This is a genomic window from Halobacterium sp. MBLA0001, assembly GCF_049705385.1.
GTDB classification, from domain to species: domain Archaea; phylum Halobacteriota; class Halobacteria; order Halobacteriales; family Halobacteriaceae; genus Halobacterium; species Halobacterium salinarum.
The window spans coordinates 723833-750435 of record NZ_JBNAMQ010000007.1; the positions used below are offsets into that span (position 1 = coordinate 723833).

Genomic DNA, 26603 nt, shown 5'->3' on the forward strand with positions numbered 1-26603 from the left:
ATACGTCGCGAGCAGTGCTTTGAGTGGATCTGCTCCCGTTGGCGCGCGGTTGCTGGCGTCGACACGGACTGTCGCGAGATTCAGCAGCGAATTCGCATCGATGACAATCGTCGATTGGCCCGCCATTTGTTACGCGGACTCGTCGCTGTCCGACCACGTCTCCACACGGCCATCGTAGAACTCGTCGTCACTGGGAAGCTCGTCGTCGAGGATGGGTTCGGGTGGCGCGCGATCGATGGAGTCACGGAGGAGTTTCAGCCGCATCGCCGCTTCCGTTCCGAGGAGGTCCTCGATCGTCTGGTAGTCCGCTCGGCCGTCGTAGTAGGCTTGCTTGAGGCGAGCCCGAAACTCGTCGTTGTCCGTAAGTTCCGCGAGTTCGTCCTGTAGGGCGTCGATGAGCAGCTGCGTTCGGGAGATATCGAGGAGGTCGGCGGCCCGATCAGCACGCTCGACGAGCGCCCGCGGCGCGTTAAAGTCGACGCGCGTTTTTTCCTCCGACATCACACTCTATGTGTAGGACCTACACACAAATAAGCGTGGCGTCACCAATTCGAGGCGGAGCCGCTGACTCCCAGCAGCCGAAACCTCTGCGTCTAGAGAGGCCCACACGACCGGTCGAAGAGATATTCGAGCAATACGATGCCACACACATCGGCGGACCACGTATTCCTCCAGTTTCAGGCGGAGGAGGATGTCAATCGAGGTCGTAGCTGGTTCCAGGTGTGGCGTTGGTTGTGAAGTTGTCCGGGTCGAAGTTCTCGCGTTCGTGTTTGAGATACTTGACGCTCTCTGGAGTGCTTTCTTCGTCGCTGAACCGCCGTACTGCCTCCTCGCGAGTGAGCCGACGTCCTTCGTAGCACTCCTGGTAATTGGCGTTCCAGGCGTGGCGATGTTCGCTGGGGAGTTGGCGGTGCCACATCCGGTATGGGGGTTCGTCGACGCGGTGGATGTGGACGTGACAGCTCTGACACGGTGGGATGATGTTCTCGGTACGATCGTCGGTGTCATCGCCGTTGACGTGATGGAACGACAGCTTGTCCTGTCGCCGCTCCCCGCGATTCGTCTCGAGCCATTCCTCGGGGCGTGGTCCACAGACGACACAGGCGTTCCCCCAGCGGTCAAGCACTGCTTCCTCCAGGTCTTCGGACCGCATCAACCACTCACCTTGAATTGGTCGTTAACCCTTCGTTCGGGGACGCTGTATCGAAGTAGGCCAGCATCTCGTTGTTCTCCAATCCGTAAGTAACGCTGGCTGTGGGCGACCATCCGTCTTTAGTTAAGCGAGAAACCGCGTGATAGCGGCGGCTTATCGAGGCACCTTTCGGAAGGAATGAGGAAGTCCAGTCTGTGCACGACAAGGACTCCTCATCTCGGATTATGCGTCGGCTCACTACACTGTTTCCCTCTGAGTTCCTTGAAGAGCACGCCGAGGAACTCGGCGTGGTCGAACGTGACCGCAAGCTCCAGATCCCTGCCTTCGTTTGGGCATTCGTGTTCGGCTTCGCCGCAGGCGAAAGCCGAACACTCGCCGGGTTTAGACGCTGTTACAACTCGACTGCCGATGAGACGATCTCTCCGGGTGGATTCTATCAGCGGTTGACACCGACGCTTGCGGAGTATCTCCGCGACCTCGTTGAGCATGGTCTCGACGAGGTCGCTGTTCCTAACGCTGTTGACGCTGATATCGACCGATTTAGAGACGTGATGATCGCTGATGGAACGGTGTTGCGGTTACACGAATTTCTCTCAGATCAGTTCGAAGCCCGCCACGAGGAGCAGGCTGGAGCGAAGCTCCACCTGCTCCACAATGCCACAGAGCAGACGATTGAACGGCTCGATACTGCTAACGAGAAAACGCACGACAGCACCTTGTTCAAAACAGGGCCGTGGCTTGAGAATCGCCTCGTGTTGTTCGATCTCGCCTACTTCAAGTACCGCCGGTTTGCGCTGATCGACGAAAACGACGGCTACTTCGTGAGTCGGCTGAAGCAGAACGCGAATCCGCTGATTACGAGGGAGTTACGGGAATGGCGCGGTCGCGCCATTCCCTTAGAGGGCAAGCAGCTCCGAGCTGTTCTCGACGATCTCGATCGGAAGTACATCGATGTAGAAGTCGAAGTCGAATTCAAACGAGGGCCGTACAATGGGACGCGGTCACTAGATACGAAGCGATTTCGCGTCGTCGGCGTCCGCGACGAGGACGCCGACGACTACCACCTGTACATGACGAATTTAGCGAGGAAGGAGTTCTTTCCGGCGGATTTAGCGGAGATCTACCGCTGTCGGTGGGAAGTTGAGTTGCTGTTCCGGGAGCTGAAGACGCAGTACGAATTGGACGAGTTCGACACGAGTGACGAACACGTGGTGAGGATCTTATTGTACGCAGCGCTGCTGTCGCTGCTTGTAAGCCGCGATCTGTTGGATCTAGTCACTGAGCAGGCGGATGATGAGCTTGTGTTTCCGACAGAGCGCTGGGCGGCGACCTTCCGGTCGCACGCCCAGCTCATTCTCCACGAACTCGGTGAGTTCCTCGGCTATTCACCACCGCCGCTGCTCGACCGGCTGATCGAAGACGCTCAGAAGATCCACAAGCAACGACCAATCTTACAAGAGACGCTCGCTACCACTACACAACCGAGGTGTGAGGCTTAACTAAAGACGGATGTGTGGGCGACTTTGCAGGTTTGTTCGTTTATTTCACGGGGTGGGCGCTGTGGCCGCTGTGGTCTGCTTCGTGGTGGACGTCCGGTCGGTCGCCTCCTACGAACGGAGGGCCAATAGCTGGCGTGTGAGCGACTCGTGTGAAAGTACCGACTCGTGGGATTTGCGTACTGCATGAGTATGTTGACGATTGGCGCTGCTCGACGGGCTCTGGTTCCTGCACGCTGGGTATCGACTCGAAGACCCTCAGACGAGAGTTCTGGATGATGATTACGGTGTCTGGACTGGTCGTGTCCAGTAGTCGACATCGGCGACGGTGTCTTGGCCGACAAGCTGCCACTCTTGGGCTCGCCAGACCTCCTCGATGCGCTGCCACTGGTCATCAGGATTCGACTGAGGGACGAAACGAATGCGGCGTCGCGTCCCAGATTGGTCGGTGAACTCTACGATTTGCTCACAGCGAGTCGCTGGTGTCATTGGCTGTGCGGGTGTCGAGGTTGTCTGCGGCGTGGTGCAACCGCTCTGAGCGGATTGATTACCGTTCTTCGTGTTCTCAGCAGGCATTCTTTCACCGGGCGCGTTCACACGCACCCTCCACCCCAACCCCGGGGAATACAAACAATTCCAACCGCACCGGCCTCAAATAACGACCAATCAGCAAATACTAACACTGCTCCCACCTCGTCGGCACACGGAACCAATATTGCTGTTATGGATGTCACACCAGCACACCGACAGTTGCTGCGCCGGTAGAATATCTGGTCTTGCTATCGGCGGTGGGCTGCGGAGGTGTTGTCGGATTTACTCCCGTCGAACGTGGTCTGTGTAGGTGTTGTCGGATTCATCCCCGCCGTGAACGGCGGGGCTTTCTCCTCGCACTTCCGTAGAACGGACGGCCTTCGTGATTCGAGAGGATTAGTCAGGGTCGAGCCTCTTCCTCGCCTTTGAACGGATCATCACCGTAGACGACGTCGCCACGCTCGAAAATCGGTGTCCCTTCGTCGGTCACTGTTCGTCCTTAACGCTCGGATGTGGTTCCTCCGGTGCGTGTTCGCGCCAGGACTCCTTGTCCTCTGCACCGAGTTGCTGGTTGAATAGGGCGGTCGCTCGCTCATACCCGCTGTATCCGTCGAGTCGCTCGGCGTCGTCGGTTATCGCCCAGTAGGTCGCTTTGTGTTCGACGAGATTGCGCCCCTTCAGCCTCGATAGGGCGGTGCTGACCGCGCCCTCATCGACGCCGATCTGAGAGGCGATTTCGCGGGCCTTGAACGCGAGATCCTCGTTGGCGGCGAGAAATCCGAGGACCTGATCCGGGACGGAGAGTTCCTCAAGTTCGTCCTCGCTCGTCTTCTCGAAGGTCACTCCGAAAGCGTCTCAAGTTTCTGTATGATCCTTGTGTAGACATCGGGTGCACAGTACCATCCTTCGTCAATCATCGCATCAATAGTAGTGCGAGCATCACCGCTACTAATCGCGCCCTGTTTCGTACATTTCAGGACAAGAAATGCAGTGCCGCGGGTAGTAATCCCCTCAGTCGTAGCGACGTCCCGTCCATACGACTCATCCATCACGGCGACGCCATCGTGGGCGTCGGCATAGGCGAGGACAGCGACATCAGCAGTGCTTAGATTTTGATTCCCTTGCATCTGCGAGGAGCGGGCGTTCGTCTCCACTGAAACGATCTCAAACCGGTCAGTGTCGACTTGTTGTTCGATCCGACGTGCGTCCGGATAGCCCTCTTCGAGGCCAGTAGTGACGACCTCTTCGTAGACGAGTTCGGGGATAACACAGGGTGCTTCCAAGTGATCGACGAGTGTGAGCTGCTGGACTTTCGCGAGGTAAATGAGTGGTGTCGCGTCAAAAACCCACATTAGAGTGCTTCAAGGTCGTCGTCAAGGTGGTCGGCTGCGACCCAGGTGATATCACGCTCCTTGGCGAGCTGGGCGAAGTTCCAGACGGACATCCCGGACATCTCAGCGGCTTTATTGAATGTAATGGAGCCGGCGGCTAGTTGGTCAAGGGCCTGTTCGCGACGCCAGTCGTCGAGCCCCTCTGAGAGGAGTTTGCGAACGGCCGTGCTCCGATCGAGGTTCTCCTCGTCGAGATACGCATCGAGTTCAGCCTCCAATTCGTCGGGTACGCGTGCTGAAATCGTCCCCATATTGTTTACATAGTATGCAAAATATACAAACCCTTCGACGCGACAACGCAGAGTTCTCAGAGAGGCCGACAGGCGTTAACAGTGAATGACACGAGTTTCGAGTGGAGGGGTCTTGGCCAATAGGGAACCGCGTTATCGACTTGGGTTCGGTCAAGGAGGAGTGATTGTCGCTGCCCGGTGTCGACATCGAGTCCGAGGCGTTGCAGGTGGACCATAATGAACGACCGGGCTGAGCAACGAGACTCGGAAGTTTTGAGCTACCGTATCTTAACCAACAGCCGGCTGAAAGTGGTGCTGCCGTTGGTTACAAACGTTGGAACGACCGGCGCAGTGTTGAAGGAAGTGGTTGACCAATATATTGAGGAGACAGAACATTAGGCCAAGTGTCGGGGGTCACCTCCAAGCCCGATCGGTGGTAGAATTCCTCATCAATTCACGTTAAATGTGCCCAAATTCATGGGAAGACCGCGGCGGGAACTCACAGACGCTTCCCCTTGGCGGAAAATCCGAATAGTCTCTGTGGGGGGCAGCTGTGAGGCACGGTGTGTGGCAGCAAAATAGCTGTGGGGCAGTAATAGCTAAAATCGCAAGAAGGCGATTACTTCAGGGCACAGAAGCCCGACTGATATAATACTAATAGACCTACTGCACTCCTCTGCCGATTGCCTGTGACTATTGGTTCAGGAGGGACCCGAGAGGCGGGTCGGCGGTTCCGGCCCGGATACTGGAGTGGGCTTCGAGTGTGCGCCGCGAGACTGGTTTCGGATGGTGTTGTGGCAGCGAACTGGTTTGGTTTTGATGGGACTGCTGGTTGTGGTTGGTGAAGTGGTCTGGGGGCAACGCGGTTCTGGGATAACAGTTTTAGAAAAGGATTGGGAATTAAATGGTGTTCATGAGTGATTCACTAGTAGTGGAGCGGTGGTTTTCTGAGGCGGAGTTAGATCAGGAGTTGCAGGCGGCGGATAGCGAGGAGCGGGTTCGGCGGTTGGTGTTTGTTAAGAATCTGTTTCGGGGGGATTCCGTTCCGGAGGCGATTGGTCGTGTGGGGCGGTCTGAGTCGACTGGGTATCGGTGGGTGCATCGGTGGAATGATGGTGGTCTTGCGGGGTTGCTTCCGGATTATGGGAGTGGGCGGCCACCGAAGCTTTCGGAGTCGGAAGAGGCGGCGTTTCTTGAGTGTGTTGAGCGTCGGCAGCCGGTTACGACTGATACCGTTGAGTCGATTCTACGAACCGAGTTTGGTGTTGAGTACGCGGCGAAGTATTTGCCACGGAAGCTTGAGGAGATCGGGCTTACGTATCGGCCGCCGGCTCGTGAGACGATAGACCGGGAGGACGTTCGTGATGCGATTGAGTGGGATGAGAAAGCGTCTAGTGGGAGTACGCGTCGGCATCCGTATAACGAGCAGTCGAGTGGGGGTGAGGCTGGGTGGGTTGTCTCGGAATAACGGGGGTTAGGAGTGTGCTCTGGACGGTTTTGGGATGGCGTGTTCGGGTGGAGGAGGGCGTCGAAGCAGGGGTACTAGTTCCCAGTTGTTTTCTACTAGTAGTGATTCAATCGATTGAACGATAATATATCCAACTGGCAAATCCCCTTGTGTTGATTCGTGGTCACTTTCGAAGTGACGTTGGTCGGCACTCATGACGAGAGCCCAACACGAACGACAGGACCTGAACCGACACAGTGGGCCACCTGTCGACCGCAGGTATTGACAACTATTAGCACGATAAATTGCTCACGGGGATCCCCAATTTGTCCTATCAGCACGCCAACTTAAACGGAGACTCGAAAGACACCAGTCTCTCCTCACCCACCCCCACTCGCCATTACGGAGGTGGAGTCAACCCGAACCCAAGCGAGAACCTAGTAGCGACGCACCGTCCCACCGACCAATCAAAACGGCACGAGTTACTCGCTGCTTGGACGCACGGTCCACGATCAATCTGAGGATATGTTCAACGACGTCACGAACAGCCACCGCACCCCTCACGGGACCACGACTACATAATCTGCCGTCGATAGTGGTTCCCCGCGAGATGTCCCACGACCACTACTGGGCCGAGAAACAGACACCAAAGACACTGAGCCGATCAGCCGGTGTCTGTCACGACCAGATCAAGCCATCAATTTCGAACCCGGTCCGGTGTCGGTGGCCTCACTCGAGTGGTGTTCGAGTACTCACCTACGTATCTCGTTTGCTACCAACCGGGGACGGACCAGTTGCATTCTGCGCCACCGTCGGGACTACGCTGCCGCTGGCAGAACAGACAAAGACAAACCGACACTTGGACCGCTGATGGACTAGCACTTGGTTGACGACGCTTGATGGGGACTAGTCTCGAGTGTCGTTCAACCACTGGCGGCCGTCCAAATAGGGGGTGTCAGTTGGACCTGTCTCAAGCCGGGATGCTATCTGAAAATTGGAGTATGTGTTTATCCTGGGGGCCCTCCTGGGGTGGTTGTTCTAGTCATCTGTTCGCCCGGCAGTAATGCGTGTTTATTAGTATTATATCAGTCGGTGTTGGGTGCCTCGAAGTTGCTTCCGTCTGGCGATTAGAGGGGCGGGTCCCTCACAGCTCTGTCCGTGCCACCCACCGTGCCCCACAGCCGCTTCCAGTCACATGAGATCCGTTCCACACCCGGGTCGAAACGCAGCCCGCTCCCTGAAATAGACATTACAAGAAGAGCTTGGACATAGCCTCGTCCTAGCAGTAACAGATGCAGCGTTCCACGGAACGTATCGCTACCCAAGCCCACGCTCGGCACCGTACAACACTATCCCATCCTCATCATAGACTCAACGAATGAGGGTGTCATAGAACGATTCCCACACCAAAGAGCAGGGTGAATGCTGAGATGGTATGGCCTCAGCGACCCTGCAAGATGATCCTTCGGTAGAGACGTTCTTCAATGTCGCGGAGACCGAGACGCTAGCGCTGTTTGAGCACCTCTCCTTCGAGTTTCTCGAAGAGTTCGACGTGTTCGCCCCGGCGCAGACGGGGCGAACACGAGAGCACGAACCACCAGAGCTGATGCGTGGCTTCCTCCACTGCTACTACAAGGACATCTATGGAATTCGTCCAGTTGAACGAGAGCTTCGGAACACGGTTGTCTGGCTGAGCTGTGGCTTCGATCGACCGCCGTCGAGAGACGCGGTCGATCGCTTTCTCACCGACCTCGAACACGTCGTCGACGAAGTCTTTGACCGACTCGTCGAGCAGGCCGCCGTCCGCGGCCTGCTCGACTTGACCTACTGTATCGATTCAACGGACGTGAGGGCGATGCCTGCCGATCAAGACGCGTCGAAGTGCTACGATCCAACCGACGACGAGTACTACTACGGCTACGGCTGTACGATCGTCTCGACCGGGCAAAAAATCCCAATCGCGGCGGAATTCACAGAGAGTAAACAAGCGCCAGAGGAGACGGCGATGCGCGTCACGCGTGACGCGCTCGCCGTCGCCAAGCCGATCTGGATGGTCGGTGACAGCGCCTACGACACGCTCGACTGGCACGACCACCTGCTGGCCGCAGGGGTCGTGCCAGTTGCTCCGTACAACGCGCGAAACACTGACGACCCGAAAGACATCGAGTACAGGGTCGAAGACCGCATCACCGAACACAGCGAGGACGTTCAGCTGAAGCAGTCCACGTTGGATGAGACGTACAACCGCCGTACTGGAGTCGAACGAACCAACGAATCAGTGAAGGACTGCGGCCTCGGGCGAACGCACGCCCGAGGCCGCGTCCACGCACGGGCGCAGGTGTTTGTTGCCCTGTGCCTTCGCCTCGTCGTCGCTATCACCAACTACGAACGTGGAGACAATCCGGGAAGTACGATCATCACGGTGTGAGAAGAGTTCTATGACACCCTCTCAACGAATAGCTAATCCACCGCTACAGAACCACCAACACTCACGCAACAAATGGCTCGCACAACACCTCCAACAGAGGTACACACTCTCGAGAAAACCCCCGCGCAACTCTTCCAGCAGGGGTACGCAGTCTCGAATAAACTCTCACGCAACTCTCCCGCAACGTCGACGCACACTTTGAAGCACAATCAGATACAGCGCCAAACCACCATGACAGAGGACAGGTACTCCCGAAGATTTGAACTCCGTACGGTGTCACCGTTCACGCTAGTAGCACCAGCGGCTAGCACTACCACGGCACAGCTCAACTCAGTACAAAACGATTTTAGACCAACTTGAGGATGGTCCTGCACTGGGCTGGAAATTACAGAAGACGCAGAGAAATACAAACGGAGAGCACGGGCAGAGGTATGCAAGACGGACTACGGAGAGGCGCCAGCCAGCCGCACGTCGAGTCCACGTTTAGTGAGGACCATACGGAGCATGAGCTCAGAATTATCAATCACTCACTATTGCCTCGACAAGAAATACGCGGCGCCCCTACAATCGTTCGAAGATTTCTGCCGATTCAGTTGGCGTGAAGCGTCCGAATGAACCAGCAATAGCGATCTGCGGAGGTAGCACTCTCTAGTTTCAGGCTGCACATCGTATGTCCTCAGACTAGCGGGCGGCAAGGATTTGCTTGGTGAGCGATGATACCCAGTCAGATTCACGTTCTCCTCAAGGGTGCGAGTGATGAGGATTGAGGGGCGCAAGTAATGAAGAACGCGTGAAGATCACGGGCGCAAGTAATGAAGAACGCGTGAAGATCACGGGCGCAAGCAATGAAGAACGCGTGAAGATCACGGGCGCAAGCAATGAAGAACGCGTGAAGATCACGGGCGCAAGCAATGAAGAACGCGTGAAGATCACGGGCGCAAGCAATGAAGATCACGGGAAGATGAGGGGGAGAACTCTCGGCGGATGACGGGTTTTCTGTGGGTGTTTTCAACTACTTCTGTGGGTTTCCGTGGATTTAGTTCTGAATCCGCTAACTCTAACAGCGGTTTTTGTAATCCCTTTCGATGGTGGTCGTAGGGGGTCGACCCCCCAGAACCCAATGAGCAAGCACCAACCACATACACCGATGTCGTCCGTCGTGGGCGATGCCTTAGCCGCAACGCCCGGCATCACTCATGTACGTTACGCGCGTGCGGATGATTACCCAGCTGTCGATTTCCACTGTTATATTGACGATGATCCAGTGGATGTGACCATCCTTACCACCTCGGAAGTCCCCGAGCGGGCGATCCAGACGGCGTATAACGCCACCAAGCGCGAGTCGACCCACGTGATCGTCGCCCCTGATGAAGTGACAGCGACTCGCGTCAACAGGTGGCTCGAAGCCCCTGTAGCTGGACGTACTGCCAACGGTATCCGTCCCTTCAGCCGGACGGACGTTCTCAAGCATGATGGAGTAGTGGCTGTCACTGCAGCTGGGACCACCTCGCCAACCTGGTGTATCCGTGGGACTGACGCCGAAGCGGACCGTTCTCGCGTCTGCGAGCTACGGCACGATGAACGCGTCATAGCGACCTACGACCTCAGAGAGGGGACCGTCACGCTCAACGATAGTGCCTGGATCGACGTCGAACAACAGGTCGTCGAGGAAGCACGTCCGGCCGTCGCACCGGCTACTGACTCCCAGACAAGTCCCGATCCAACTACTTGGCGTCCAATAAACCCTCCTCTGGTCGTCCCGTTGGCGGCACCGCTCACGGAGAGTACCGTGTACGCGCTCCCGGATGCCTCCGGTGACGGGCTGTCACCGGTGAACGAGGCGCCTCGAGCGATAAATCTTGACGACCAATCTAGTTACGAGCAGACCGTGACGGTTGTCAACGAAGTGCTCGCCCAGCGGACGGTCGAATCGCCCACGGCGGCGATTGACTACGACGAGTTTACCGAGGTCGTCTCTCGCCAACTGCAGGCACGAGACTGTAGCCAACCGAAAACGGTGATTAACGAGGTACTGGAAACTGACGAAGACGTCAGGGTCGGGCGCGCCGGGGACGGCCTGCGACAACTCTTTGACCGGGCGTGGGCTGTCCCACTGTCGATGTCCGGCGACTAGCGGCTACATTGAGCACACACCATAATGTCAAAGACTAAATCAGAATCGCGGTCAGACCAAAAGCCAGGGGCGGAGAGCCAACCCCCGTCGTACCAGCACAGCATCAGTATCCGGCCGTCAGCGCTTGAGACACAGGAATTCGACCGCACGAAAGTCGTCTTTGTGAAGGTCCCTGCTTCAATGGTTGAAACCTTCGAATCTGGGCCAAAGCGCGGCACAGTCGTGATTTCTGACCTATTCGACAACGATAATTCGGGGTCTAATAGGGGAGATAATTTCGAGATAGACGAAGTCGAAGAGTTCGCGTTGCCAGTCACTGACGGGATGATGTACGCGTTCCGAGCGTATACACCATCTCGACAGTCTACAGTTCAAACAAAAGCCACCGCGCCCGTGGAGGGGCCGGACTCACTCCCGGAACCACTTCACACCACGTACAGCAAACTGAAAAGCGAGCTCCCGGAGGCACTCAAGATTCGTATCGGTGTCTTACCGATGGACGCCTTCGGCTCATCGCCGGCGCTTGGAACACGACTCGTGATGGAACATCGCAACCGCAAGCCTGCCGGCCGCGAGAAGGTCTCCGATGCGGACGCAAACGCCCTCTTCGAGGACCTCGCCGGGGAACCGTTCCTCTATCACGCGCTGTACCGCCAGTCGAGTGGCCTTCCAGAGAGCAACGAGTACCAGGTCGCCGTCCGCGTCTTCCTGTTTAATCCCGAGTACAAGATCAGCACCGAGAGTGAGTACGCTGAGTGCCTCCGGTTCGGGCGGCAGTGTGACCCTGCCGACTCGTTTGCTAAACTGGGGGTCTCATCAAGTCTCTCGGTCATTGATGACGGCTACACCACCTCGTGGCTAGATGAGGAGACCGTGATGCCCGCCGATGACAGCAACCTGCCGCACTTTAGTGCAGGTCAATCGTTGATCACTGGTGAAGCTGAATTCGACAATATGCGGCGTGGACAGTACGGCGCATCCGATACGCTTGAAGACCGCTGCGCGTTTACGAGCCTCCTCGCCCGCGAGATCGACCTCGAACACTACGTCGGACTCGGCACAATCGACCCGGGTATCGACCCCTGGCGAAAGGCCCCGGAAGCGACCGGTTTCGACATCACTGATGTCGGCATCGATCCCGACGAAATTCTCCCCGATGAGGTGACAATCGGTGTTACTGCGCCAATCGAAGACAGCGACTTCGACCAGGACCCGACAACCGCCAACGACGGCACCGAGGTTCACTGGGATACGATCAAACACGTTGCTGTTGCCTTCGAGACTGAGGGCTACGATGTCGTCATCGTCACCCAGGACACCGGGTCGCGTCCGGACCTCTGGGTGCGTCGTGACGATGGCGAAATCTTTGCTGTCGAAGTCGAATACCGAACAAAATCAAAGGCGGGGAGTTTCTATACGAATCTCATCCGGCAGGCCGTCTGGGGGTATAAAACGATCACCGTCATGGTCCCGCAAACAGACGATGACGGCCGCACCGAATCCCTCGATACGCTCGGTGAATGGGCGCTCAACAGCCTCGCCGTCCCGATGAAGCACCGTGACCCGACCAAGACCGAGCTCCACAACTGCTCCGGCAAGATCGTCGTCGACGACAAAACCTTGCTGTTGCCCGACGGGGTCTCTGAAGCCAACTGGTGGCTCACCTGCGACCGTGAATACCTGCTCATCCACGACGGCAAAGTCCTCGTCCGCGGAGATGCCACAGCGCCCTTCGAGGCCTTCGAGTACAACCTCCCACGATACTACGAAGACGACGACCACTACGTCGTCGAAAACAAATACGGAAAACCCGTCCAGACCTACAACGAGGAAGACGACATCGAAAACACCACACTACGACGGTGTCACCGCCCCATCGACCTGAGCTATCTCCGGTTTGTGGAGGCGCTCTACTGCTATGACCCAGACACCGACGAGCTCGTCCAACAGGACATGACGGCCCACTGGGACGTCGAACAAGCCTCCACCCGGAACGAAAAAAGCCACCAGCAGGCCTTCGAGACGTTCCTCGTCAAACACGAAAACGACGACCCCCTCCTTGAACGGGACTGCCGTCCGTTCATCAAAAATTGGATCGAGCAACTCAGCGCCCACGGCCACCCAGGGAATAATAAATATGGCACCTACAGGAAAGATTACTACGAGCGCGAGCGTATTTCAGTGGAAGGTGTAATGGAGCAAAGCTATCCCGGAATCTCTTTCCGCTATCCACGCGGACTCGTCTCCCCAGACCTCCCCGGACTCAACACCAAGCCGATCTTCCCCGACAACTGGAACATCCCCTCCGAGGAAGTCCTCAAAGAGCCACTAATCTACGGGCTTAATGACCGCAGTGAGATCAAGTCAGCCACGGAAACAGAAACCGAAGACGAGACTGAACCCACGTAATGACCGTCAAACGACTGTCGATTGTCTCTCTTTAACAATGGCCGATCAGACCTCCACAAAAGAACCAACTACGGGAACCGTGACCATCTCTCAGGACGACGAGTTACGAGTAAACGCAGCCATTTATCAGTCACAGTTTACCGCAGCTGAGTATGTCCGCCTTGGGACACACCAAGACTTAGATCTCATTTTCGTGCGACCAGTAGACGTCAATACTGAAAAATCATCCAGTGAAATTACAGAGTACGCATACAAAATCGACGATACAGGATATACTGGCGAAGTAAGTTGTCGAAGATTCCTCCAACAACACAACTACCACCACACGACTACGACTCAATACATCGCAGAGTGGTGGCCGAATACCGATGCTCTCTGCGTCGACCTTACAGACCCCGTCGAGACGACAGAAACACCCTAACATACGTCAGCACCGGAGATGTCCTCGACAAACTTGGAGCACTATGGAGTCAAGCGCCGAGGCCACTTAGCCTGCTCCGCCTATGAAACTCGGTGGTGTCGGGCTATTCGTCGGGGAGGAGGTCGTCGGGGAGAAATTCGCTACAATTGATTGGGATAGCGTTCCAGGCGGCTTCCACTGCTTGGTAGCCTGTCCAGCCCTCTCCCTCCAGTAGTTCTCCACATGCCCGGCAGAATTCCGCTTTCGTGCACGCATCGGCATCGTAGAGGAGATAGAGGAGAAATGGTGGGGCAACTGCTTGTCCAGCAGTCTCTGCGCTTTCGAAGGCGCGATTGAGCGCGATTCGCCCGTGCTTGTCCATCAAAATTGCGTGGGTGTACTCGTCCGGATGCTGGACGATTTCCCGGCGCAGCGACTCTTCTCCAGCATCCTCGCCGTGTGGCCGTGGCACACACGGGACGACAGTGAATGCGCCGTTGCTCTCGTCTTCGAACGGTTGCCGTGCTGCTTTGCTCCCCTCGTATACCCAGTTGTCTTGTGTTCCGTCGGCCGCGTACTCGGAGGTTTCCCGGATATGGTGGGTGAGTTCTTGGAGACAGACGTTCGTCGTCGTGAGGGTTAACGTCTCAGTGATCGCTGGCCACAACTCTGTATTGGCGACCGCGATGAGAGCATCTGTATCGACGAGGACCGGATGTCGCGCATTGCTGCCCATCAATCAGGACTGGTAGATGTCGTCCGTGTCGAGTGCCATGGCGTCCTCGAACGCGTCCTGTTCGCGCTCGATCTCGGCAAGCCCGTCCCCAAGCAGGACTTCTGCGACATCCTCGGAGATCTCGCCCTGTTTATATTGTTGGTACAAGTGGATTTTCTCCTCATCGGAGAGGGATTCGCGGAGCTTCGCCCGAAGTCCCCGCCGCGCGAGCTCGCTGATGTTGATGCCGCCGAGCCGCATCTGATCGACAAGGTAACTCGCTTCTTTTTCTGTTTCCCCTCGGAATTGGATTTTGTCGTTCCCCGTCGCCATCGTACCTACCTGTTCGGGTTGGCACACTAAATCTGTTATGACTAGCCATCCGCGTCATGACAACGTATGGCCAGAGAGTTGACGAATCAGGTACGCCTGACCAGCAAGCAGGCCGAGTGGTTCGCTCGTGGCGTCGATACTTCTCGATTCTCGAGGTGTCGTCGCCGAAGAACCACTCTTCGTCGAGACGCCAGTTGCGACGACGACTCAACACCACCGACGCTCCACGAGGTTCGTCCTCGTGAGTCGACCGCCGTGTCCAACGAACCCGAAGTGGACACTAATACAGGAGAGCCACGCCGCGGTGTCGACCCAGATCTCGACCCGGAAACCGTCAGCATCGAATCACTTGGTATCGATGGTGAATGCAGAAGGATCACGGTGGAGGCAATGCTCAACGAGAAACAGGTGATTGACTTCGACCCGACTGAGCAGGAACGGTCGTTGCTGCTCGGCGCCAACGAAGAACGTAGTGAGACCGGTCGGACTGACTCTGGAAATGGGTAGCTGACTGAAGCGCGTTACCAGCATAGTTTGACGGGCAGCGGGATTCGACGCGTGACCAACATCCGATCGTGAGTGCGCACTCGGCGAACGCGAGACCACCGGGGTCACTCGCCCTGAGGCTGGCGACGTGTGCACGTTGACGCGCCAGCTCGACCTTGATGGACGACGATGTCGCGGTCAGAACCGGACAGTGGCGGGCTCATCCGGCTTGTAGTCGTCGGGCCCGCCGCCGCCTCGCTCGCCGAGGAAGACGATTGCGTCGAGGTCGCCGCGCGTGAACCGCGCCTCGTACGACCAGGAGAACCCGTCCTCGACGCCGTCGCTGCTCCCGTGGAACTCGAAGCTCCCATGCATATTGTGGTCGAGCCAGAACTCCTCGTCGACGGTCGACTCGCCCGGACCGGCGATGCCGATGCCGCGCTCAAGGAGTGCCTGTGGCTCCGCGCCCTCGCAGAACGAGACGTACTCGTCCCACGAGTCGAAGCCGTGTTCGGCGGCCTCGGCGTGCTTCTCCTCGGGGGTTTTCTCGCGGTATTCGCGTTCCCGCCGCAGCAAGCGGCCGTCCGCGGTGAGCTTGTACGCTTGCATGGCTGGCCGACCGATCTCTTTCGTCTGCCACTCGATCTCGGACGCGCTCCGTTCGCGTGGGAACTTCGGCAACTCGACGCCGTCCTCGACGAGTAGTTCGTCGAACACCCCCATCGGTACCAGGTCTTGGAACTGTGATGGTAAAAACGTCCACCCCGTTCGTCAATGCTTGTTACTGGCTCGGCGAAATAGTTGGGCGTGTGAGAGATACCCGTCGAGGATTGCCGACGAGAACAGTTGCTGGTGGTTAATTCACTAGGTTGACAACCTTTTCCGCCTGAAGGCGGAGCAATCTCGAAATTGGGATATTCCGCTCCGGCGTTGAGAACGGTGCTATTCGACGACGAGCTAGCGGTCTATGTCACGATCACCGGCGTCGAGCTCGGGCTCGTCAAAGTCGAGTGCGTCCGCGACACCGTCCGGAAGCTCCGGGCGGGGTGCCGATTCGTGGCGCTCGATTTTCTCGGTTTTCCGCGTGTTTTCGTAGAAAGCGCGTGCGACCGGAAGCCCACGGAGATACTTGTAGTCGTGGAGGACCTCGACGCCTCGCTTGGTGAAGCCGTAGAACTGAGCGGGGAGATCACGTGTGCGCTCATTCGGTTCGTACGTGTAGCGTGCGAGCAGCCCGGCGTCGATCAGTGTCTCCAGCTGGTCTTTGATAGCCGCTTGACTCTTCCCGGTCATATACTCGAGTTCGGCGAGCGACATCAGATGGGCGGGGTGGCCCAGTAGCTCCTGGATGATGAGATGACGCGTATCCTGGGATAGCAACTTGAACAGCCGCTGCTGTTCCGCAAACGGCCCCGCATCGGCCGCGCTAGTGTCGCTCTCGCTCATATGTGATGGTACGAGGCGGGGCGATATAACAGTTAGGGTAGACCAAGTTGGTCAATCTGAAGAAAACAAAAGTGGTTCAGAAGGGATAAGGTGTTGTAGTTTGAATCGGCAGCTAATGACCGATCCAAGCCCGCCGCCGGATGCTGCAGACATCATGACTGTCGTTCACGAGGCCATCGGGGGTATCGAACTTGAACCAGCAGAGAAACGAGAGATCTGGCGATTCACACAGCGCGAATTACCGTATCTCTGGAGTCAGCGGACCTCGTATTTCATCCTCGGGAGCTATCGCGACCCCTATCTCCGCCGGCTTCGCGCCGTCCAGAACGAACTCACGAAGCAACTCGGCGCCTACCCGTTCATCATGGGTGACCTCCTCGAACTGCCGACTGACCGGCTCAATACGTTCGATATCATGTTTTCATTGCTCGCGACATACAGCGACTACATCGTCGGTGTCTTCGAGAAGGAGAGCGGCGGTGAAGCACCGGAATTAGGCGAGATCGATGACCCGCCATATTTCGACAAGTCGTACGTGCTCCCGCGCGATTACGCATGGGTGACTGACGAGAACCTTCACTCGAAAGACCACGTCATTCAGATCGCTCTCGAGATTGCATTCGCGGACGAGTTATCGACGGATGAAGTCCAATCAAAGGTCGAGTCGCTCGTTGATCGTGCCCAAGAGAGCGGTCTTGACATCGACGAACAGGAGGTTTGGAAGGTGATCGACGACCGGGCAGATGAGGACGAAGAGCCGGCAACGTACAGTTGGGTCCATCTCAACAAGTTCCGCAAATTCGAACTCCACGATCGATGCGTCCCGTGGACGACAGAGAACGAACTTCGAACTCTGGTTGACGAACTCCCGTCCCCGACACCACGCCCAGAGTGGGAAGCACGTGGTAGATAGCTGACCGTTCAAACCGCTCGAAGCATATGCGCTCGGTTGCGGCCGTGTTTTTCTGCGCCCGCGGAGCGGTGGAGGCGCACTCGTGCCTTCACCGAATCAATACCTGGGAGTCATAGCGGTAACAGCGCGGAAACCCATCCGTTTACGGGTGGGAGGAAGCGCGTTCGCTCCGTGCAACAACCCACCGACAATGGCAGGGTCGACTCCCTAATGCTTTTCAACCATCAAACACCCATATGAAGTATGGAGAAGCGGCGTACTGTCCCCGTAAAACTTGACGTGGACAGTGACGACGCCGCGCTCCTCGAAGACACGGTCGACGAGTTTCTGTGGGCCGCTAACTACGTGACGCGCCACGCTTTCGACGGCGAATACGTCACGACGAGCAAGACAACGCTCCACGACGACACCTACGAGGACGTGCGCGAGGAGACACCGTTGCACAGCAATCACGTCCAAGCGGCGCGAAACAAGGCCGCTGACGCCGCCAAGAGCGTGGTCAAGAAGTGGAAGCAAGGCAAGAAGGCGTCGATGCCCCACTTCACTAGCCCACACCTCGTCTATGACCACCGCACTGCGACGTTCCACGATGACTACGTGTCGCTGGCAACAGTTGACGGTCGCATCGAAGCCGACTACGTGCTACCCGACGAGGAACGAGACACGCCCCACGCAGAATACTTCTTCTCCGAGGAGTACGAAACCACCGGGGCAGAACTGCATTACACGAACGGCAACTGGATGCTTCACATCCACTGCAAGACGGACGTGGAGTCTGACACGCCAGGACAGGATGCCACCGAGAACAGAACAATTCTCGGGGTTGACCTCGGCGTGAATAATCTTGCAGTTGCCTCGACTGGGACGTTCTGGACGGGTGATGAGTTCGACCACTGGCGCCGCGAATACGAGACCCGGCGTGGTGACTTACAGGAACACGGCACACGCTGGGCACACGAGAATATGCAGGCAGTGGGGCGGAAAGAGGAAGGGCGGTTCAAACTGACGCTCCACCGCATTTCGAACGAGTTGGTGGCTGAAGCCCGTGACCACGACTGTTCGGTGATTGCATTTGAGGATTTAACCGACATTCGGGAACGCACTGGAGGGTCGTGGGGACACAAGTGGGCGTTCAATCGCCTCTACGAGTACGTCGAATACAAAGCCGCTGAGTACGGGATCGACGTCGAGCAGGTTGACCCGGAGAATACCTCACGGCGATGCTCGACGTGTGGGTTCACGCACCCGGATAATCGTGAGCGTGAATCGTTTGAGTGCCTGAAATGCGGCTACCAGAACCACGCCGACTACAACGCCGCGAAAAATATTGGATTACGGTATCTCCGCCGGACCCAAACTGGCGCCGGTGGAGGCGCACCCGTAGGCGTGCGCTTGAACAGCGGGACGTTGAACACGAACGGAGGGTATGAACCTCCTGCCGATAGTGTCGGCCAGAGTGGGAGTCCACGCTGAAAGCCCACGGCTTTAGCCCTGTCTCTTACCCATAAGTCTCAGGAGTGCAGTTCGTATCCCTCCGCCCAGGTCTGAAGTTTCTTGAGACCTTTCCACATCGTCTCCCAACCAGGCGGTGGATCGGAACTTCGGTCAAGGTAGCCACCGATCTTCGCAACCGCAATTGCGTACGCTTGATCCCCATTGTCGGTCAATTCTGGAAATTTCGTTTCCAGAATTGACCGTTCAGTCTCGCTCAGAAGGACATCAGGTGAGTAGTATGTCTCTCCCCGAGCAAGTTCCCGCAACTCCAGCACCTTCCACGCAATTACCGAGTAGACACTCAACAAGACCTCCATACGTTTCCATGTTTCTAGCCGGCGTTCCTCGATTCGGCATCCAGTTTTCAGCACCTTGTGCCAGTCTTCGATCGTCCATCGGGCGCGGTAGGACTCTACCACCCTCAGCGAATCACTGAACGTATCGACCGATTCAGTGGTGAGTAACACCCACTGAATCGGGTCATCTTGTTCTCCAAGTTCGTCGATTCGGACGACGTTTACCTCAACTGGATCCGTATGAGTTGAATCGTTCTTTGGAGGGAGTAACTCACATGAACCGGCTTTGACGAGTAGCTCAGCTTCTCTGGCCTCTCTTCCGCTCCCTTGGTCAATCTCGATAGACGTGCGACCTTGTTCAAGAAGGTCTTCACTCCAGTCAATCAGACGGCCGTCCGTTCCGGACGGCGTCTGAATACACCGGTTCTGATTCGCACGGACGACGAATCCAGCGTCCAAGTCGTCTGTAACTTCGCGGTAGAAGGCAAATGCGTCAGCTCCTCGGTCGTGGATGAATATCGGCCGAACCTCCTCGGCAAGCCAGTCGCTGGCTTGCCTATCTCCCCGAATCCATTTTTCCTGTTCACTCTCTAATTCGACTGGCTCGTTCTTTCCATTCGCATCGTGCTTCGTGCTGGCTTGCTGGTCCTCGATCAGCGATTGCTGATCGATGACCCCCGTCATGCGGTGAGTCTGTGGATCAAGTCCAATCGTCGAGTGAACTTTGACGCCTTCAAGATCTGTCTTGGAGTTGCCGATGTCGCCAAGCCCTTCCTTCGACGGATGTCTCGGAAAGACGAGTTCAGTGGTGTCGGAGACGACCAAGAGCTCGTCGTTGTCCTGCACTCGTGACCGTTGTGCTCGCTTATGTGCATCAAGAATCTCGTTCGGATCCACACGCTCGTTGTCGCAAAATCGGTACGTAGCCTTTGTGGAGGCCCAGTCTTCGCACGCGTTTGGGATCGACTCGGCAGGTGCCCTGCCGAGCCGATCTCCGACCTCTATCAATCGCTTCGTAAGCCGTTGGTCACCAAACTCAGCAGACTGGAACTCCTCACGAACCTTGCCAGAGACATCTGTCTCACATCGCTCACTCTCATCGTCTACGTCAGACCGCCGGTTCCGTGAACCGCTCTGCATCTTGGCCTCTTTCTCGGCGAACTACAGCGATAGGAGTTGTGGGTAAGAGACAGGGCTTTAGCCGTGGGTTCGCTTACACTCTTGGAGGTGGTGGGCACTGTCTAGTTGAGGCAAATCGGCTGATTTCGACTGTCTGAAAGACAGCTGTGGTCCCAAGGAGAGTTCACTTCTGGACTGCGTACGAACGAGACGGAGAGTATCTCAGAAGCTTGACATCCTCCTCCGCCTGAAGGTGGAGGAATCCCGAGCGGTGGGAGTGCCAGGTTTGCAACCATGGATGCCGCCACTTTACGGGAGTTCACATCTAACCCAGTCGTCGTGGTCGGTGGCTGGTTAGCCGTGCCAAGCGGCTGGTACTCCTATCCTCAGCGTCGGTGACTCCCAGCTGTTGTTTTTGCCAGCCGGGAGTCGCTGACAGTTCAACGGACTTGGAGGTATCGTCGGGCTTGCTCAGGCCGACGGGCACACGGCGAACCCTTCGAGGATTCGTGTTCACCGCGTCGGCGTTTCGGATACTGTCTCATTGAGTGGCGGATAGACCGCCTCCGAAGGACGGTTCGGAATCCGCGCCGTTCCGACCTGGCCTTACTGCTGTCTAGCAGTTTTTGGCACTTCAACGTATGGATTGGAAACTCAGCTCTGCAATTGGCGGTGGAACGTATCACCGAGTGACGGCGCGTATCCACGGCGTGAACGCCGTGGGATTGCGCCTGTTCAGCGTATAATCAAGAATCGCACCCGTTTCAATTCCAGTATACCCAGTGTGAGACACTACGTTACCAAAATCTGCTCAACTAGACAGTGCCAGGTGGTGGTAGATATCCGATATCTGATGTGTGGGATAAACCGGCATAGAGTAGGCTCAACTGGTGCCTATCTTTAATCAGCGAGGGAACCCCGGCCTTTAGGCCGGGTGGGGAATCGCGTCACTTGACTACGCATTCCACCGCTCAATCGGCACTGTCGGAATCCAAATCCCTCTGCGCGTGGAGTAGCATTCCTTTCCACGTCAGACCGTGGCGCTTCTTTGTCTCTTTCAGAGACTTGTACTGTTTCTCGTCTACTTCAAAGTTGATGTGAGGCATGAGTCATTCTTGCCCTCCGCCACACTTAACTTTATCTACGTTGTTTCTACGGGTGTGTCCGAGACGGTGACGAAGACGCTACAGGCCACGCTCGCAACACCCACCACGGGCAAAGAGCAACGCCTACAGCGCCTCTTGGACACCTACCACGACGCACTCCACGACGCATTCGACGCGGGGGCGAACACGATGTCAGCCGTCAACGACATCGTGACGCCCTACGACCTGCCGTATCAGGCCAAGGACGCGCTCAAGTCCTACGTCCCGAAGCTTCGGGATACGTACAACGCCGAGGAGTTGGACGACGAGCATCCAGTTCGGCTCGTCAATCGAGCGGCCACATTCGACCACTCGGCGGAGCGTGACCACGGCTTCGTCTGGCAGGTTCCGCAACCCGGTCGCGGGACGAACTTCTGGATTCCGCTTCAGATCAATCCCGAACAGGAATCACTCTGGTGCGACCTGCTTGACGGCGACGCGACGGCGGGCGAACTACGCCTCCAGCGACACCGCACGTCGTGGGAGTTGCACGTCACCGTCGAATACTCGGTCGCAGAACCGACCGAGTCGGACGACCCGACGTACATCGGCTTCGACGTCGGTGAGAGCGCGTTGATTACGGGCTGTGCCCTCAAACGCGACGTGCCACGGAAGCCGATGCTCGTCAGCGGCAGTCGAGCGCGACACCTTCGCAAAGAGATGCACACCACGCTCAAGCGACTCCAAGAGCGTGATGCCGCCCAGTGGCGGATTGACGAACGATTCGACCACTACCAGAACGCCCTGACAGATATTGTCGAGAAGGCGTCTCGGGAGGCCGTCGAATATGCCCGACAGTTCGAGGACGCGGTTATCGTCCTCGAAGACTTGTCGTACATCCGCGAGCATCTCGACTACAGCAAGTGGATGAACCGTCGCCTCCACAACTGGGCATTCGCCCGCTTGCAGGGTCGCATCGAAGACAAAGCGACCGAGGCAGGGATTCGTGTTGAGTACGTCAACGCGGCGTACACCTCGCAGACCTGCCACGCGTGTGGGCGTCTCGGTCGGCGGGTTGAACAAGCGGAGTTCGTGTGTCCGCACGACGACTGCCACGTCTCGGAGTTCCAAGCAGATATTAACGCGGCGGCGAATATCGCCCGTCGCGCTAACCCGTGGGGAGAGAGTGTCCGTTGGGAACCCGGACGCGATGACTCGCCTCGGGACGGGAGCGCCTGTGACAGCGCCACAGTCCACCGCGAGACGAGCGAGAAATCCTCGCAGATGACGCTCGTGGTCTACTCGGACTGAAACCTGCCAGATTGGATTCCCCTTGTAGGGGAAGCCTCGCCGTTCATGGCGAGGAGGATGTCACCTCTGTGAGTGCTGCAACGAGTTCCTTGGATGAATATGGAGCCGGCACAATTACTCAGAAAACCACGGCGCATCCGGTTCCTGGGGCTCGTCTGGGACTGTGTTGGGGTCGAGTCCGAGGTCTCGCAGATCAGCATCCGTTACCGGCTCGCCAATCTCGCCTTCATGGAGTGCCACGGCCTCGTCGAGGTTCGCCAGTGCTTCGGCCCGCGTTGTCCCCTGGCTGGCCACCCCGGCACCCTCATCGATGGCGGACCACGTTCCATCAGCTTCCTCAACGAGATGGATCTGTCGCCGTGGTGACTCCCCATTACCAGCATCCGCTTGCGCCATACTCCTTCGTAGGCCGGTCGATGACAAAACACTTCGGGAGCGGTTGATAATAGCGGTAACAAGGTTTTTGCAGCGGTCCCTCGAGAGTTGTTGTATGTCGAGAGGTGTCATTCCGGCAACTATACTCACGAAAGACGACGGATGGTGGATCGCCAAAGATACCGAAACGGGTGTTTCCAGCCAGGGCCGCACCCGAGAGCACGCACTCGACAATCTTGACGAGGCTCTCGATGGGTACCACGGAGACGGCGACGAGCCCGCTGACGAGGACCTCCAAGAGATGGAGATCGACCCTGCAAACAACCAATCTGGCTCTCTCGACGAGTCTCCAATCTTCGACTGATTGGCGGTCTGCATGTCTGTCGGCCCATTCTCGGCAAAGATATCGTTAAGGGGATGGTCAACAGTGACATTCACTAGGTTGCCATCCTTTTCCGCCTGAAGACACGGGATTCCACTACGGGAATCGAGGTTGGTCAGGCGGGGGCGGCGTCGTCGGTCGAGGTCGAGGTCGAGATTTCGAGACTGACCTCGATGGAGTCGTAGGGGACGAACGGGCGCTTCGCCCGGCCGGCCTGCTCGAAGTGGACAATGTCGTAGTCAGCGAGGACCTGCAGGTCGTCGTGGACGCTCTTGACGTCACGGTCGAGGCGCTCGGCCAACTGGCGAATACTATCCGGGCGGTCAGCCATGATGCTCCGAAGGAGCTCAACGCGGCGGTCGGTGAGCAGCGCTCGGAGGTCGCTGGGGTTCTGGAAGTTAATGACGTGCGGGATCTCCTCGCCGGCTTCCCAGCGGTCGAGGCGGTCGAGCGCGTCCTGGCGGTGGGCCTCGTCGGAGTCGGATGTGATCCGTAGCACCGAGGGGTAGTCCTCGGGGTTGCGGTCCTCAAGGAAGCCCGCCTCGGCTTCGACGTCGTCCATCACGATCTCCTCGGGCTCGGAGTCGGTGCTGTTGACGTCGTCGGTGTCGTCGGGTGTGTTGGATTTGTCAGGCATGGTGGGTCACCTCTCGCGGCGGTCGTCCATTTCGTCGTAGAACGTCTGAGCGTGGGCTTTGAGGGCGGTGTATTCGATGTCGTCGTAGACGCCGGTGGGCGTGTGGTAGTGATGGCGGTCAACGCCCGGGTGGTCCGGGAAGTTGTCGAACCGGAGCAGCGTTCGACCGTCTTCGGCCATGTACTGGAATCGATACTTGACGCCCTCGGGGTAGTCGTCGCTTTTTGGGATGGCGGTCGCGATCATCTCGTATCTGGAGCCGTCGGCGAACGTGTCTTCGTCTTCGTGAACCGCCTCGGGGTCAAGTCCCGAGGCTTCCCGTAGGTTAGTCGGACACTCCCGCGACACCATCGGCAAGGTGGCCTGTAGCGGTGTCGTGGGTCACGGTCGGGGCGTCCACGGCCCCCGATGCCCGCCGTCGCACCTTCCGCACGGTGGGAAGGCTGTTGAGAGCAGGCACATTCCAATCAAGTTTCTTTACGCCTTTGACGGCGATATTGACGCTTGCACCTCGGTCGCTGTGGTCTTGATGTTCACAGTCCTTGCACTTGAACCGTTTCTTGTTGCGGTTCGCACGCTCCGTATGCCCACACAGCGGACACCGTTGACTTGTGTACTCGGGGTTAATCCATGCAGTCGGGATGCCCTCGAACGCGGCCTTGTACGACGTACAGAACTGGAGGGCGCGGAACGGGAGGTGGTGCAAGCGTCGGTTCATTCGCGTGCCGTAGTCGATACTATCGCGCATCTCTTTGAGGTCTTCAAAGACGATACACGGTTTCTCGAACTGACGACTCCACTCCACGATGTGACGACTCACCTTGTGGAGTCTGTCGCGGACGAACCGTTCCTCACGCCCTTCCAGCGTGTCGTGGATGCTGTTCTTCCCCGCGTTCTGGACGCGCTTCCGCATCGTGAAGTAGCGATGACGTTCAAACTTGATTTCGGGGAAGTCGATAACCAACGAGTCCTCAATGCCATCCTCGGAAAGAGCGGTGAGAGCCACGTTGTCTTCGTTCACGTCCACACCGACGACCGTCCGTGAGTACTGCTTGTCTCGAACGGTCTGCTCGGTGTTGGTGAGGTTGACGTGCAACTCAGGAGTGTCGTTGTGGAACAGGGCTTCCGCCGTCCCAATCTTCCACTCGTCACTCGTGAGAGCGGTCTTGAGAACGTCGAGATGGGCGTCACTCCCTTTGAGGACGCCCTTGACGTGGTTGTACGGCTTCGCGCTGATTCGGAACGCCACGTTGCCGTCGTCGGTGAGCGACAGGTTGTACCCTTCCTCGTAGTTCGCACGAAGCGGGTACGCGCCGTCCTTGGTGTGGCTGGGTTTGCCGAAGTCGTCGTACTCGTAGTAGTTCTCCATCGCGCCGAGTGCTTTGGCGACGACGCGCTGAGTCGTGTTCTTCACGAGGTTGGCATCGTCGGCCACACGGTCGGGGATGGCGTCCCAGTCCACACCCTCTTTGGCGAGACGGATGGTTTCGTTGTACACCGAGCGGGCTTCGAGGGTGGCGTCGTACAGCAGGCTCTCGTTGTCACTCTGGATGTCGAGTTGGAAGTCCAGCGTCTTGACAAGAGCCTGTGCGTCGGTCATTCTTCGTCTTGTTCGGTGGGTTCTGAGGTTCGGACGACTTTCACGTCCGCACCACGCCAGCGTTTGGGAACGGTGACGTGGGCACTGTTCCCGAACGGCTTGACCTCGCCGTCGAGAACTTCCTCGCCGTCGATTTCAAAGCGATTCGCCATACCTGCGTATATCCTTTGGATATACTTAACTGTGCTGGTGGGGTGGGTTCGATATGGGCGAGAAGCGGTCGAATCACACGGTGTACAACGTCAACTATCACTTCGTGTGGTGTCCGAAGTATCGCCACCCATTCTCGAACCAATCGAGGATTCGCTGGAGGCGAGTTTTCGGGATGTGTGCGACGAGTACGGCTACGAGATACTGTCGCTCCACATCTCACCCGACCACGTACATTTGTTCCTTTCCACCCATCCGAAGCACGCGCCGGGCGAGATTGTGCGGACGGTCAAGAGCATCACGGCGCGGGAGATGTGGGAACAGCACGAGTCGTACTTGGAGGAGTATCTTTGGGGCGGTGGGTTCTGGGAGGAATCGTACTACGTGGGGACGGCAGGTGATGGTTCGACCGACACGATTGAGCAGTATATCGAGCGTACGGAACACGTTAAACGGGGCTTACGGCCTTCACCCTCGGGGTCAAGCCCCGAGGCACTCGGCCTGCTCCGCCGGTAGATGATCGTCGATCCCATCTGTGCTCCCTATGTTGGTGTAATGAACCAACATAGAATAACTCTTTCCGCTGGTGTAGGGGTCGTGTTTAGCTGAATTGAGGCGCTAAGCCCCCTCCCTCAGCGAGCG

At 57.3% G+C, this 26603-nt stretch carries 26 protein-coding genes and 2 pseudogenes; 13 read left to right on the forward strand and 15 right to left on the reverse strand.

Annotation, left to right across the window (positions count from 1 at the left end; genetic code table 11):
• Positions 1 to 129 precede the first annotated feature (129 nt).
• Both ACOZ32_RS04960 and ACOZ32_RS04965 read right to left on the reverse strand, forming a co-directional pair.
• Positions 130 to 501 carry a hypothetical protein gene (locus tag ACOZ32_RS04960; RefSeq protein WP_424334991.1) on the reverse strand — a complete coding sequence of 124 codons (372 nt, stop codon included), beginning with the start codon at positions 499 to 501 and terminating at the stop codon, positions 130 to 132.
• Between the two features lie 193 nt (positions 502 to 694).
• Positions 695 to 1153 carry an HNH endonuclease gene (locus tag ACOZ32_RS04965; RefSeq protein WP_424334992.1) on the reverse strand — a complete coding sequence of 153 codons (459 nt, stop codon included), beginning with the start codon at positions 1151 to 1153 and terminating at the stop codon, positions 695 to 697.
• A gap of 224 nt (positions 1154 to 1377) precedes the next feature.
• Between ACOZ32_RS04965 and ACOZ32_RS04970 the strand changes: the two genes are divergently transcribed.
• A complete protein-coding gene (locus ACOZ32_RS04970; RefSeq protein ID WP_006183907.1) occupies positions 1378 to 2652 on the forward strand; it encodes an IS4-like element ISH8A family transposase in 1275 nt (424 codons plus the stop codon).
• A gap of 1014 nt (positions 2653 to 3666) precedes the next feature.
• On the opposite strand, the gene ACOZ32_RS04975 is transcribed toward ACOZ32_RS04970, so the two are convergent.
• Genes ACOZ32_RS04975 through ACOZ32_RS04985 form a run of 3 tightly spaced genes read right to left on the reverse strand, consistent with a single transcriptional unit; the run spans position 3667 to position 4822 of the window.
• A complete protein-coding gene (locus tag ACOZ32_RS04975) occupies positions 3667 to 4023 on the reverse strand; it encodes a MarR family transcriptional regulator (RefSeq protein WP_424334993.1) in 357 nt (118 codons plus the stop codon).
• Complete coding sequence (locus ACOZ32_RS04980) at positions 4020 to 4532, reverse strand: DUF3368 domain-containing protein (protein WP_424334994.1); 513 nt, start codon at positions 4530 to 4532, stop codon at positions 4020 to 4022. Before ACOZ32_RS04980 ends, ACOZ32_RS04975 begins: the two co-directional genes overlap by 4 nt.
• The gene (locus tag ACOZ32_RS04985; RefSeq protein ID WP_424334995.1) at positions 4532 to 4822 is read right to left on the reverse strand and encodes a UPF0175 family protein; all 291 of its coding nucleotides are present in this window, start codon (positions 4820 to 4822) and stop codon (positions 4532 to 4534) included. Before ACOZ32_RS04985 ends, ACOZ32_RS04980 begins: the two co-directional genes overlap by 1 nt.
• A gap of 216 nt (positions 4823 to 5038) precedes the next feature.
• On the opposite strand from ACOZ32_RS04985, the gene ACOZ32_RS04990 reads away from it, so the two are divergent.
• From ACOZ32_RS04990 to ACOZ32_RS05015, 6 genes are all read left to right on the forward strand, one after another.
• Positions 5039 to 5200 carry a hypothetical protein gene (locus ACOZ32_RS04990; RefSeq protein WP_424334996.1) on the forward strand — a complete coding sequence of 54 codons (162 nt, stop codon included), beginning with the start codon at positions 5039 to 5041 and terminating at the stop codon, positions 5198 to 5200.
• 514 nt (positions 5201 to 5714) lie between these two features.
• On the forward strand, positions 5715 to 6269 hold the full coding sequence (locus tag ACOZ32_RS04995; RefSeq protein ID WP_424334997.1) for a helix-turn-helix domain-containing protein: 555 nt from the start codon (positions 5715 to 5717) through the stop codon (positions 6267 to 6269).
• Between the two features lie 1414 nt (positions 6270 to 7683).
• Positions 7684 to 8676, forward strand: coding sequence for a transposase (locus ACOZ32_RS05000; protein WP_135830781.1), 993 nt, complete (start codon positions 7684 to 7686; stop codon positions 8674 to 8676).
• A gap of 763 nt (positions 8677 to 9439) precedes the next feature.
• Positions 9440 to 9664, forward strand: a complete 225-nt coding sequence (locus ACOZ32_RS05005) for a hypothetical protein (protein ID WP_424334998.1) — start codon at positions 9440 to 9442, stop codon at positions 9662 to 9664.
• A 276-nt stretch (positions 9665 to 9940) separates the two neighbouring features.
• The gene (locus ACOZ32_RS05010) at positions 9941 to 10810 is read left to right on the forward strand and encodes a hypothetical protein (RefSeq protein WP_424334999.1); all 870 of its coding nucleotides are present in this window, start codon (positions 9941 to 9943) and stop codon (positions 10808 to 10810) included.
• Positions 10811 to 10834: 24 nt separating this feature from the next.
• Complete coding sequence (locus ACOZ32_RS05015; RefSeq protein WP_424335000.1) at positions 10835 to 13219, forward strand: hypothetical protein; 2385 nt, start codon at positions 10835 to 10837, stop codon at positions 13217 to 13219.
• A gap of 524 nt (positions 13220 to 13743) precedes the next feature.
• Here ACOZ32_RS05015 and ACOZ32_RS05020 read toward each other — a convergent pair.
• Both ACOZ32_RS05020 and ACOZ32_RS05025 read right to left on the reverse strand, forming a co-directional pair.
• Complete coding sequence (locus ACOZ32_RS05020; RefSeq protein ID WP_424335001.1) at positions 13744 to 14355, reverse strand: hypothetical protein; 612 nt, start codon at positions 14353 to 14355, stop codon at positions 13744 to 13746.
• 3 nt (positions 14356 to 14358) lie between these two features.
• The gene (locus ACOZ32_RS05025) at positions 14359 to 14595 is read right to left on the reverse strand and encodes a hypothetical protein (RefSeq protein ID WP_424335002.1); all 237 of its coding nucleotides are present in this window, start codon (positions 14593 to 14595) and stop codon (positions 14359 to 14361) included.
• A 327-nt stretch (positions 14596 to 14922) separates the two neighbouring features.
• Between ACOZ32_RS05025 and ACOZ32_RS05030 the strand changes: the two genes are divergently transcribed.
• Positions 14923 to 15174: a hypothetical protein gene (locus ACOZ32_RS05030; protein WP_424335003.1), complete on the forward strand. Its 252-nt coding sequence runs from the start codon at positions 14923 to 14925 to the stop codon at positions 15172 to 15174.
• Positions 15175 to 15351: 177 nt separating this feature from the next.
• Here the strand turns inward: ACOZ32_RS05030 and ACOZ32_RS05035 are convergent, their stop codons facing one another.
• Together ACOZ32_RS05035 and ACOZ32_RS05040 are read right to left on the reverse strand one after the other, a co-directional pair.
• Entirely contained in the window at positions 15352 to 15876 is a 525-nt protein-coding gene (locus ACOZ32_RS05035) for a hypothetical protein (RefSeq protein ID WP_424335004.1), read from the reverse strand.
• A gap of 234 nt (positions 15877 to 16110) precedes the next feature.
• Entirely contained in the window at positions 16111 to 16599 is a 489-nt protein-coding gene (locus tag ACOZ32_RS05040) for an ArsR family transcriptional regulator (RefSeq protein ID WP_424335005.1), read from the reverse strand.
• A gap of 115 nt (positions 16600 to 16714) precedes the next feature.
• Between ACOZ32_RS05040 and ACOZ32_RS05045 the strand changes: the two genes are divergently transcribed.
• Together ACOZ32_RS05045 and ACOZ32_RS05050 are read left to right on the forward strand one after the other, a co-directional pair.
• Positions 16715 to 17512, forward strand: coding sequence for a hypothetical protein (locus ACOZ32_RS05045; RefSeq protein ID WP_424335006.1), 798 nt, complete (start codon positions 16715 to 16717; stop codon positions 17510 to 17512).
• Positions 17513 to 17755: 243 nt separating this feature from the next.
• Positions 17756 to 19001, forward strand: a pseudogene (locus ACOZ32_RS05050) (RNA-guided endonuclease InsQ/TnpB family protein).
• Between the two features lie 22 nt (positions 19002 to 19023).
• Here the strand turns inward: ACOZ32_RS05050 and ACOZ32_RS05055 are convergent.
• Positions 19024 to 20442 carry an IS4 family transposase gene (locus ACOZ32_RS05055; RefSeq protein ID WP_285253326.1) on the reverse strand — a complete coding sequence of 473 codons (1419 nt, stop codon included), beginning with the start codon at positions 20440 to 20442 and terminating at the stop codon, positions 19024 to 19026.
• Between the two features lie 1139 nt (positions 20443 to 21581).
• Between ACOZ32_RS05055 and ACOZ32_RS05060 the strand changes: the two genes are divergently transcribed.
• Positions 21582 to 22817 (forward strand): RNA-guided endonuclease TnpB family protein, encoded by a 1236-nt coding sequence (locus ACOZ32_RS05060; RefSeq protein WP_424335007.1) that lies wholly within the window; start codon positions 21582 to 21584, stop codon positions 22815 to 22817.
• 114 nt (positions 22818 to 22931) lie between these two features.
• Here the strand turns inward: ACOZ32_RS05060 and ACOZ32_RS05065 are convergent, their stop codons facing one another.
• Positions 22932 to 23213: a type II toxin-antitoxin system HicB family antitoxin gene (locus tag ACOZ32_RS05065; RefSeq protein WP_424335008.1), complete on the reverse strand. Its 282-nt coding sequence runs from the start codon at positions 23211 to 23213 to the stop codon at positions 22932 to 22934.
• 94 nt (positions 23214 to 23307) lie between these two features.
• Here ACOZ32_RS05065 and ACOZ32_RS05070 point away from each other — a divergent pair, with 94 nt between their 5' ends.
• Positions 23308 to 23556, forward strand: coding sequence for a type II toxin-antitoxin system HicB family antitoxin (locus tag ACOZ32_RS05070; RefSeq protein ID WP_424335009.1), 249 nt, complete (start codon positions 23308 to 23310; stop codon positions 23554 to 23556).
• 133 nt (positions 23557 to 23689) lie between these two features.
• Here the strand turns inward: ACOZ32_RS05070 and ACOZ32_RS05075 are convergent, their stop codons facing one another.
• Genes ACOZ32_RS05075 through ACOZ32_RS05090 form a run of 4 tightly spaced genes read right to left on the reverse strand, consistent with a single transcriptional unit; the run spans position 23690 to position 25963 of the window.
• Positions 23690 to 24211, reverse strand: coding sequence for a transcriptional regulator (locus ACOZ32_RS05075; protein WP_424335010.1), 522 nt, complete (start codon positions 24209 to 24211; stop codon positions 23690 to 23692).
• A gap of 6 nt (positions 24212 to 24217) precedes the next feature.
• Positions 24218 to 24562: a toxin-antitoxin system TumE family protein gene (locus tag ACOZ32_RS05080; RefSeq protein ID WP_424335011.1), complete on the reverse strand. Its 345-nt coding sequence runs from the start codon at positions 24560 to 24562 to the stop codon at positions 24218 to 24220.
• Positions 24537 to 25811: an RNA-guided endonuclease TnpB family protein gene (locus tag ACOZ32_RS05085; RefSeq protein WP_424335012.1), complete on the reverse strand. Its 1275-nt coding sequence runs from the start codon at positions 25809 to 25811 to the stop codon at positions 24537 to 24539. The genes ACOZ32_RS05080 and ACOZ32_RS05085 overlap by 26 nt, the downstream gene beginning before the upstream one ends.
• Positions 25808 to 25963 (reverse strand): DUF2080 family transposase-associated protein, encoded by a 156-nt coding sequence (locus ACOZ32_RS05090; RefSeq protein ID WP_007540613.1) that lies wholly within the window; start codon positions 25961 to 25963, stop codon positions 25808 to 25810. The genes ACOZ32_RS05085 and ACOZ32_RS05090 overlap by 4 nt, the downstream gene beginning before the upstream one ends.
• A gap of 53 nt (positions 25964 to 26016) precedes the next feature.
• Here ACOZ32_RS05090 and tnpA point away from each other — a divergent pair.
• Positions 26017 to 26411 (forward strand): annotated as a pseudogene (gene tnpA / locus ACOZ32_RS05095) (IS200/IS605 family transposase); the annotation flags it as partial.
• Positions 26412 to 26603: the final 192 nt, after the last annotated feature.

What these genes read in the sequence shown, in the direction of transcription:
- ACOZ32_RS04970 (WP_006183907.1), top strand. Translation starts at nt 1,378, where the DNA reads ATGCGTCGGCTCACTACACTGTTTCCCTCTGAGTTCCTTGAAGAGCAC.
- ACOZ32_RS05000 (WP_135830781.1), top strand. Translation starts at nt 7,684, where the DNA reads ATGGCCTCAGCGACCCTGCAAGATGATCCTTCGGTAGAGACGTTCTTC.
- ACOZ32_RS04985 (WP_424334995.1), bottom strand. Translation starts at nt 4,822, where the DNA reads ATGGGGACGATTTCAGCACGCGTACCCGACGAATTGGAGGCTGAACTC.
- ACOZ32_RS05090 (WP_007540613.1), bottom strand. Translation starts at nt 25,963, where the DNA reads ATGGCGAATCGCTTTGAAATCGACGGCGAGGAAGTTCTCGACGGCGAG.
- ACOZ32_RS05055 (WP_285253326.1), bottom strand. Translation starts at nt 20,442, where the DNA reads ATGCAGAGCGGTTCACGGAACCGGCGGTCTGACGTAGACGATGAGAGT.
- ACOZ32_RS05015 (WP_424335000.1), top strand. Translation starts at nt 10,835, where the DNA reads ATGTCAAAGACTAAATCAGAATCGCGGTCAGACCAAAAGCCAGGGGCG.
- ACOZ32_RS05080 (WP_424335011.1), bottom strand. Translation starts at nt 24,562, where the DNA reads ATGGTGTCGCGGGAGTGTCCGACTAACCTACGGGAAGCCTCGGGACTT.
- ACOZ32_RS04965 (WP_424334992.1), bottom strand. Translation starts at nt 1,153, where the DNA reads ATGCGGTCCGAAGACCTGGAGGAAGCAGTGCTTGACCGCTGGGGGAAC.
- ACOZ32_RS05045 (WP_424335006.1), top strand. Translation starts at nt 16,715, where the DNA reads ATGACCGATCCAAGCCCGCCGCCGGATGCTGCAGACATCATGACTGTC.
- ACOZ32_RS05075 (WP_424335010.1), bottom strand. Translation starts at nt 24,211, where the DNA reads ATGCCTGACAAATCCAACACACCCGACGACACCGACGACGTCAACAGC.
- ACOZ32_RS05035 (WP_424335004.1), bottom strand. Translation starts at nt 15,876, where the DNA reads ATGGGGGTGTTCGACGAACTACTCGTCGAGGACGGCGTCGAGTTGCCG.
- ACOZ32_RS04980 (WP_424334994.1), bottom strand. Translation starts at nt 4,532, where the DNA reads ATGTGGGTTTTTGACGCGACACCACTCATTTACCTCGCGAAAGTCCAG.
- ACOZ32_RS05070 (WP_424335009.1), top strand. Translation starts at nt 23,308, where the DNA reads ATGTCGAGAGGTGTCATTCCGGCAACTATACTCACGAAAGACGACGGA.
- ACOZ32_RS05020 (WP_424335001.1), bottom strand. Translation starts at nt 14,355, where the DNA reads ATGGGCAGCAATGCGCGACATCCGGTCCTCGTCGATACAGATGCTCTC.
- ACOZ32_RS05065 (WP_424335008.1), bottom strand. Translation starts at nt 23,213, where the DNA reads ATGGCGCAAGCGGATGCTGGTAATGGGGAGTCACCACGGCGACAGATC.
- ACOZ32_RS04990 (WP_424334996.1), top strand. Translation starts at nt 5,039, where the DNA reads ATGAACGACCGGGCTGAGCAACGAGACTCGGAAGTTTTGAGCTACCGT.
- ACOZ32_RS05025 (WP_424335002.1), bottom strand. Translation starts at nt 14,595, where the DNA reads ATGCGGCTCGGCGGCATCAACATCAGCGAGCTCGCGCGGCGGGGACTT.
- ACOZ32_RS04960 (WP_424334991.1), bottom strand. Translation starts at nt 501, where the DNA reads ATGTCGGAGGAAAAAACGCGCGTCGACTTTAACGCGCCGCGGGCGCTC.
- ACOZ32_RS05085 (WP_424335012.1), bottom strand. Translation starts at nt 25,811, where the DNA reads ATGACCGACGCACAGGCTCTTGTCAAGACGCTGGACTTCCAACTCGAC.
- ACOZ32_RS04995 (WP_424334997.1), top strand. Translation starts at nt 5,715, where the DNA reads ATGAGTGATTCACTAGTAGTGGAGCGGTGGTTTTCTGAGGCGGAGTTA.
- ACOZ32_RS05040 (WP_424335005.1), bottom strand. Translation starts at nt 16,599, where the DNA reads ATGAGCGAGAGCGACACTAGCGCGGCCGATGCGGGGCCGTTTGCGGAA.